This window comes from uncultured Campylobacter sp. (genome assembly GCF_938040115.1).
Lineage (GTDB): Bacteria > Campylobacterota > Campylobacteria > Campylobacterales > Campylobacteraceae > Campylobacter_A.
The window spans coordinates 1-5,657 of the sequence record NZ_CALHXD010000137.1; the positions used below are offsets into that span (position 1 = coordinate 1).

A 5,657-nucleotide genomic window follows, 5' to 3' on the forward strand; every position below is an offset into this window, starting at 1 on the left:
ACCGGCGAAGTGCCGCGCCCTACTCCGCCTATCCGCACGAGCTGTCAGACCTGCATCCGCGCCGGCGGCAAGCACAACGACCTAGACAACGTCGGCTACACCGCGCGCCACCACACGTTTTTTGAGATGCTGGGAAATTTTAGCTTCGGCGAATACTTTAAAAAAGACGCGATCGCGTACGCGTGGGAGTTCGTCACGCAGGTGCTAAAACTACCAAAAGACCGCCTCTACGTGACCGTCCACGAGAGCGACGACGAGGCGTTTGCGCTATGGGAGCAGCATATAGCAAAGGAACGCATTTATAGATTCGGCGATCACGATAACTTCTGGCAGATGGGCGATACGGGACCGTGCGGACCGTGCTCGGAGATCTTTTACGACCAAGGCGGCGAGCACTTTAACACGCCTGAAGACTACATGGGCGGCGACGGCGACAGATTTCTTGAAATTTGGAACCTAGTCTTCATGCAGTACGAACGCAGTAGCGACGGCAAGCTAACTCCGCTGCCAAAACCTAGCATCGACACGGGCATGGGCCTTGAGCGCGTCACGGCGATAATGGAAGGCAAATTTAGCAACTACGACAGCTCGCTTTTTATGCCTCTTATAAACGAAGTAGCAGCGCTTTGCGGTAAGCCGTACGCTTACGAGAGTGGCGCTAGCTACCGCGTCATCAGCGACCACATCCGCTCGGTGACCTTCCTGCTGGCTCAGGGCACTACATTTGATAAAGAGGGTCGCGGCTACGTGCTTCGCCGTATCCTTCGCCGTGCGATCAGGCACGGATATCTGCTAGGCATCAAAGAGCCCTTCATGTACCGCCTCGTCGATAAAGTCTGCGAGCTAATGGGCGGCCACTACACCTACCTAAATGAGAAAAAAGCGGCGGTAAAAGAGCAAATCAGGCTCGAAGAAGAGAGATTTTTAGCCACGATAGCAAGCGGACTCGAGCTTTTTGAAAGCGAGCTAGCGCGTACGAAAGATATTTTTAGCGGCGAAGCTGCGTTTAAGCTTTACGACACGTTCGGCTTCCCGCTAGACCTCACGGCCGATATGCTACGCGAAAAAGGACTCAAAGTAGACGAAGCTAAATTTGACGAGCTAATGAGCGAGCAAAAAGCGCGTGCTAAGGCTGCTTGGAAAGGTAGCGGCGACAAGAGCGCAAAGGGCGATTTTAAGGCGCTTTTAGAGAAATTCGGCGAAAATAAATTTAGCGGCTACGAGGAGCTTGAGCGCACGAGCAAGGTTTTGGCGCTGCTTGACGAGGATTTTAAAGAAACTCAAATTTTAAAAGCAGGCGAACAAGGCTGGGCGATGTTTGACGTGACGCCTTTTTACGCGCAAAGCGGTGGCCAGGCAGGCGACAGCGGCGAGATAGATGGCGTGGCCGACGTGCTAGATACGCAGAAGTTTTTCGGACTAAATTTATCAAACGTCGCGGTTAAAAAAGAGCTTAAAATCGGCGACGCCGTGAAGCTAAAAGTAAGCGAGCAAAGAGCCGAGATCGCACGCCATCACAGCGCCACACACCTACTACATGCCGCGCTTAGAAGCGTGCTGGGAACGCATATCGCGCAGGCCGGATCTAGCGTCGAGGCAAACAGACTCAGGTTTGACTTCTCGCATCCAAAGGCTGTAACGGCGGAGGAACTAACAAAAATAGAAAATTTCGTCAATAGCGCAATCGCCGAAAGTATCGCGGCAAAAACGGAGATAATGGACATCGAGGAAGCTAAAAATAGCGGCGCGATCGCTCTTTTTGGCGAAAAATACGCCGACAAGGTACGCGTACTAAGCTTCGGCGAGGTCAGCAAGGAGCTTTGCGGCGGTACGCACGTGGCAAATTTAAGCCAGATCGGCGCGTTTTTCATCACTAAAGAAGGCGGCGTGAGCGCGGGCGTGCGTAGGATCGAGGCCGTGTGCTCCAAAGCTGCGCTAAATCTAGCAAAAGCCTGGCGCGGCGAGATCGAAGAGCTAAAAACCGAGCTAAAAAGCGCCGAGCCGATGAATGCGGTAAAAAAACTAAAAGCCGAGATAAAAAGCCTAAAAGACAAGACCAAACAAGCCAAAGACGCGCACGCTCTGGCGGTAGTGAACGTAAACGAGACAAAGCTTTGCGTCGCTGTGCTTGACGGCGGCGACATAAAAGCCACGATAGACGAGTTTAAAAACGAGAACGAAAAGGCGGCGATCCTGCTCGTGCAAGTAAATGAAGAGGGCAAAATCGCTCTGGCTGCAGGCGTGAAAAATGCTCCGTTAAAAGCGGGCGAATGGGTCAAATTTACGGCGCAAATTTTAGGTGGAAACGGCGGCGGCAAGGACGACTTTGCAACCGCAGGCGGCAAAAACGTACTAGCGATCGAGGATGCGGTTAGGCAGGCGTTAGAGTTTGCTAAAACAAAGCTTGAAAAATAAGCTTGGCGTCGGTCAAATTTAAAAAACATCTTAAATTTGACCGCGTTTTTGCGGCATGAAATTTAAGCAAATTTTTGACAGCCAAATTTGACGCCGCAAAGCAAAATCCGAAATTTGCATTTTGTGAGCCGAGATAAAATTTAAAGGAAAATATAAGTTTATGAGTTTATTTTATTCGCGCATTTTGGCGTCAAATTTTACCGCCGTCAAAATAGCTCTAGCGCGAAAAAATTTTAGATCAAAGGGGACAAATGCCCGAATTTAACATAGCTTTTGCAAAGATTAGCAACGCCCTGCCCTTTATCCACATCCTCTCCGTGGTCGTTTTTATCGGATTTCAAGCAAATTTTTTACTCATCGCTAAATTTTTTATGAAAAATATCGAAGGCGACACGCAAAAATACCAAACGATAATCTCCATGCTAAAGCGCCTCGGCTACGCGATCTACGGCTCGATCGCCGTCATGGGCGTGACGGGCGCGATACTAGCCAAACAAAACGCGATCAAAAATGCCGATCCGATGCTAAACACGATTTTAACGACGAAATGGGCGATCTGGGGATTTTTATTTTTAAACGTTATTTACGTCACGTACCGCCTAAACAAAGCCTCAAAATCTCTGCAAAATAGCGAATACATCGAGCTTCACGAGAACCTCATAGTTACGATTTACTACTTCATTCCACTAAACGTCGCGTTTGCGCTGCTGGCGGCGTATCTTGGCGTATCTTATAGGGAGTTTTGATGATTATTTTGGCTTCGAGCTCGGTTACTAGAGCTAAGGTTTTGCGAGATCACGGCGTTAAATTTGAGCAGGTTTTTTTCGACTACGACGAGAGCGGCGTAGATAAAAATTTGCCGCCGCACGTTTACGTTCAAAAGATCGTCGCGGCAAAAAAAGAGCAGTTTTTAAAGGCGAATAAAAATGCAAAAAACGTCGTTTTCGCCGATAGCGTCGTCGTATGTGGCGGTAAAATTTTAGGCAAAGCTAAAGACGAACAAGAGGCGCTAAAAATGCTGCAAATGCAAAGCGGGAGTACCGCCAGGATCGTAACTGCGATGATATTTTTGGGCGAAAAATTCGAGCTTATTAACGTCAGCTTTGCGGAGTATAAATTTGCTAAATTTGACGAAGCCGACCTACAAAACTACCTATCGGGCGATCTATGGCAAGGCAAAGCAGGAGCCATGACGATAGAAAATTTCAACAAAAAATACATCCTGAGCCAAAACGGCGAAACTAGCACCGCAATGGGGCTAAACGTGAAAATTTTAAAGGCCTTTTTATGAGAATTTTAGCTTCGATTTTGTTTATTATCTTTGTTTCGCTGAGCGCGGCGTTTGTTTATCTTTACTCGCAAGTCACTTTTGACGCGTCAAACATCATCGATTTTAAGCCAAAGCTCACGACTCAAATTTACGATAGAAACGGCGAGCTCATCGCAAATATCTTTGACGAAAACAGGATCTACGTCAAGTACGAGGATATCCCGCCGCGCGTCATCGAGGCGCTGGTAGCGATCGAGGATACGAGCTTTTTCGAGCACGGCGGCGTAAATCCCGAGGCCATCACGCGAGCTATCGTTAAGGACATAAAGGCGGGCAAACTAGTCGAGGGCGCTAGCACGCTAACGCAGCAGTTAGTTAAAAACATGGTATTAACCAGAGAAAAAAAGCTAACCCGTAAGCTAAAAGAGATGATCATATCGATGAAGCTAGAAAACGAGCTAACCAAAGAGCAAATTTTAGAGCGCTATCTAAATCACGTCTATCTAGGACATGGCTATCACGGCATAAAAACCGCAGCAAAAGGATACTTTAGAAAGGAGCTTGACGAGCTCACGCTAAAAGAGATCGCAATCCTGGTGGGACTCCCAAAAGCTCCTAGCACCTACGACCCGACCCGCCACCTAGATCTATCGCTAAGCCGCGCAAACAACGTTATCTCAAGAATGAACGCGCTAGGCTGGATCAGCGACGCAGAGTACAAGGCCGCGCTAGTCGAGCAGCCCGTAGTCTTTGACGATACGCTCACGCAAAACAAAGCCCCGTATATCGTGGACGAGGTGCTAAAAGAGGCCTCAAAGCGCTTTGAGGATATAAGAACCGGCGGCTACGTCATCGAAACCAGCGTTGATTTAAAGGTGCAAGATATGGCGTCCGAGGCGCTAAAATACGGCTACAACGAGATACTAAAACGCAACAAAGACGCAAACGCCAGTATCCTAAACGGCGCTATCGTCGTTACGCTACCTAAAACGGGTGAGATCCTCGCGCTAGTAGGCGGCGTAGACTACGCCAAAAGTAGCTACAACCGCGCCACGCAGAGTATGCGCCAGCCGGGCTCTAGCTTTAAGCCCTTTATCTATCAGATCGCCCTAGACATGGGCTACTCGCCGATGAGCAAGGCTGCCGACATATCAAGGGTCTTTAACGAAGGCAGCCAGTACGAGTGGCGTCCGAAAAACTATAGCGGCGGCTTCCAGGGCTATATCACGCTGCGAGAGGCTCTGCGTCAGTCGCGCAACCTCGCCACGATAAATTTACTCGACGAGATCGGGCTTGATACGGCGTATAAAAAGCTAACCGAAATGGGCTTTAAAAACATCCCTAAAAACCTCTCCATCGCGCTTGGTAGCTTCGGCATCTCGCCGTTAGAGTTTGCCAAATTTTACTCGATGTTTCCAAACGGCGGCGAGATCGTGGAGCCAAGCCTGATAAAACGCATCATAAACTATCAAAATTTAGAAGCGGTTTTTGAGCCTGAGCGGACGTTCGTCACTGAGCCCGAGCAGGCATACCTGATGACTGATATGATGAAAACGGTCGTGGAGCGCGGCACGGGACAAAGCGCCAGGCTAAACGGCGTGCAGGTAGCGGGCAAAACAGGCACGACAAATAACAACATAGATGCGTGGTTTTGCGGATTTACGCCTGAGGTCGAGGTGGTCGTATGGTACGGCAACGACGACAACACGCCGATGAGAAAGGTAGAAGGCGGCGGACGTACCGCGGCGCCGGTGTTTAAGAAATTTATGGAAAGCTATATGAAGGAGTACCCGCTAAAACAAAAAACCTTCATCGAGCCAGAGGGCGTCTTTCACACTGCGTACGAGGGCCTAATCGAGGTCTATACGAAGATCTCGCCGGTACCGAAACAAGACGCGCAAGATACGCTAATCAAACAAGACGACGAGGGGCTGATTTTTTAAATTTGCTCCAAAAAGGCCGGCTAAATTTG

4 protein-coding genes are annotated in these 5,657 nt (G+C 49.1%); all 4 read left to right on the top strand.

From position 1 onward, the window contains the following. The coding region (gene alaS / locus Q0314_RS05080) for an alanine--tRNA ligase (protein WP_298057237.1) at positions 1-2,415 on the top strand (2,415 nt) is incomplete at its 5' end. A 251-nt stretch (positions 2,416-2,666) separates the two neighbouring features. Beyond that, the gene (locus tag Q0314_RS05085) at positions 2,667-3,161 is read left to right on the top strand and encodes a 3-isopropylmalate dehydratase (protein WP_298057239.1); all 495 of its coding nucleotides are present in this window, start codon (positions 2,667-2,669) and stop codon (positions 3,159-3,161) included. Continuing rightward, complete coding sequence (gene maf, locus Q0314_RS05090) at positions 3,161-3,706, top strand: septum formation inhibitor Maf (protein ID WP_298057241.1); 546 nt, start codon at positions 3,161-3,163, stop codon at positions 3,704-3,706. The genes Q0314_RS05085 and maf overlap by 1 nt, the downstream gene beginning before the upstream one ends. Beyond that, a complete protein-coding gene (locus Q0314_RS05095; RefSeq protein ID WP_298057242.1) occupies positions 3,703-5,628 on the top strand; it encodes a PBP1A family penicillin-binding protein in 1,926 nt (641 codons plus the stop codon). The genes maf and Q0314_RS05095 overlap by 4 nt, the downstream gene beginning before the upstream one ends. The last annotated feature ends 29 nt before the right edge of the window (positions 5,629-5,657 follow it).